1 protein-coding gene is annotated in these 1,595 nt (G+C 73.4%); it reads right to left on the bottom strand.

What is annotated here, in order from left to right:
* Positions 1–142: 142 nt before the first annotated feature.
* Positions 143–1,595: PepSY-associated TM helix domain-containing protein (locus E1295_RS48045; RefSeq protein ID WP_132642069.1), on the bottom strand; the 1,453-nt coding region annotated here is incomplete at its 5' end.

The raw sequence follows: 1,595 nt of genomic DNA, 5'->3' as shown, positions 1-1,595 counted from the left end.
ACCCCGAACCCGCCCTGGCCCTCGCCGGGCTGCTCACCTGACGGGCCTCCCCGTTCCGGGGAGCAAAAAGGGGCCTCGCCGTACGTCGTGGTGTGCGGCGAGGCCCTCCCGTCCCCGGTCGTGGGCGATGGTGCGTACGGGGTCAGCCGAACACGCGCGCGACCGCCGGGATGCGGCGCAGCACCAGCCAGTCCAGCAGCAGCACCGCCGCCATCGTGACGCCCGCCAGCGGGAACAGCAGGCCGAGCAGCGCCATGATGGCCATCACGCCGTACGCCGTGCGCCGGTTCGTGGCGCGGGCGGGGGCACCGGCCCGGCCGCGCGGGCGGCGCTTCCACCACATCCACGCCCCGGTGACCACCAGCGTGATCAGGGTCAGGCAGGCACCGAGCATGACGACCAGGTTCGCGGTCCCGTACCTGCGGCCCTCGTGCAGCGCGATGCCCTGCTCGACGGCCTTGGCCATGACGCCGTACTCGTCCCAGCCGTACGAGATGAGCACGCGGCCGCTGTACTGGTCGACGTGGAGGGTCTGCGCGGCCGACGGGTCGCGGCGGTGCTCGGCCACGATCGTGTAGACGCCGCGCGGCCCGTCGGGCAGCAGGACCTTGACGTCGCACTCGGCGGCCGGGCACTGCCTGATCCGCGGCTTGGCGGCGGTCAGGGCGGCCTCGACGGGCAGGGCGCCGGGCTGCAGCACACCGGCCGTGCTCCCGTGCCCGGCGTGCTCGTCATCGGAGGGCGGTACGGGAAGGCGTTCCGCGGCCCAGGGCACCTTGGCGTCCGGGTGGTCGGACAGGTCGCCGGACAGGGGCGGGGTGGAGGTGTTCGGGTAGTCGTCCGCGCTGGGGGTCGTGGATCCGGTGGAGGCCTGGACGCGCTTCAGATTCTCACCCCACACGCCCGACCACGGCAGCCCGGACAGGACGAGGAACACCACCACCGCGCCCCCGCCGACGCCGGTCACGATGTGCACGCGGCGCAGCCGGCCGCGGCCGGACCTGGCGGGCTTCGCGCGGGTACGCCGGCCGCTCCACCACAGGTACGTGCCCGTGGCGACGAGGATCAGCGCCCAGCACGCGGCGATCTCCACGATCCGGTCGCCGACCGTGCCGGACATCAGCTCACCGTGGATCGTCCGTACGACGCGCATGAACGTGGCCGAGTCGTCGATCTGGCCCACGACCTGGGCGGCCGCGGGGTCGACGTACACCGAGATGCCCTCGGCGAACGGGCCTGACTCCGAGCCCTGGAGGATGACGCGGGTGGTGCGGTCGGGGGACGTGGGCGGTATGACGGACATGACGGGCGTGCCGGGAAGCGTCCTCTGCGCGGCGGCGATCTGCTCGGACAGGGGGCGGGGCGTGGTGACGGGTTCGGCGAGGGCGCGTACGTCCTGGTAGCGCCACGCCTCGAACGGCTCCTTGAACAGGTAGATCGAGCCCGTGACGGCGAGGACCAGCAGGACGGGGGCCACGAACAGGCCGGCGTAGAAGTGCCAGCGCCAGACGACCCGGTACCGCTGGGAGGAGGTGGGGGAGGGTGCTGCCGCGGGCCGGGAGGCGTCCGGCCGCGCTTGGACAGAGGTCTGTCTC

This window comes from Nonomuraea mesophila, assembly GCF_004352805.1.
GTDB lineage: Bacteria > Actinomycetota > Actinomycetes > Streptosporangiales > Streptosporangiaceae > Nonomuraea > Nonomuraea longispora.
Note: the sequence above shows the minus strand (reverse complement) of the source record. Positions and strands in the feature narration are given on the sequence as shown.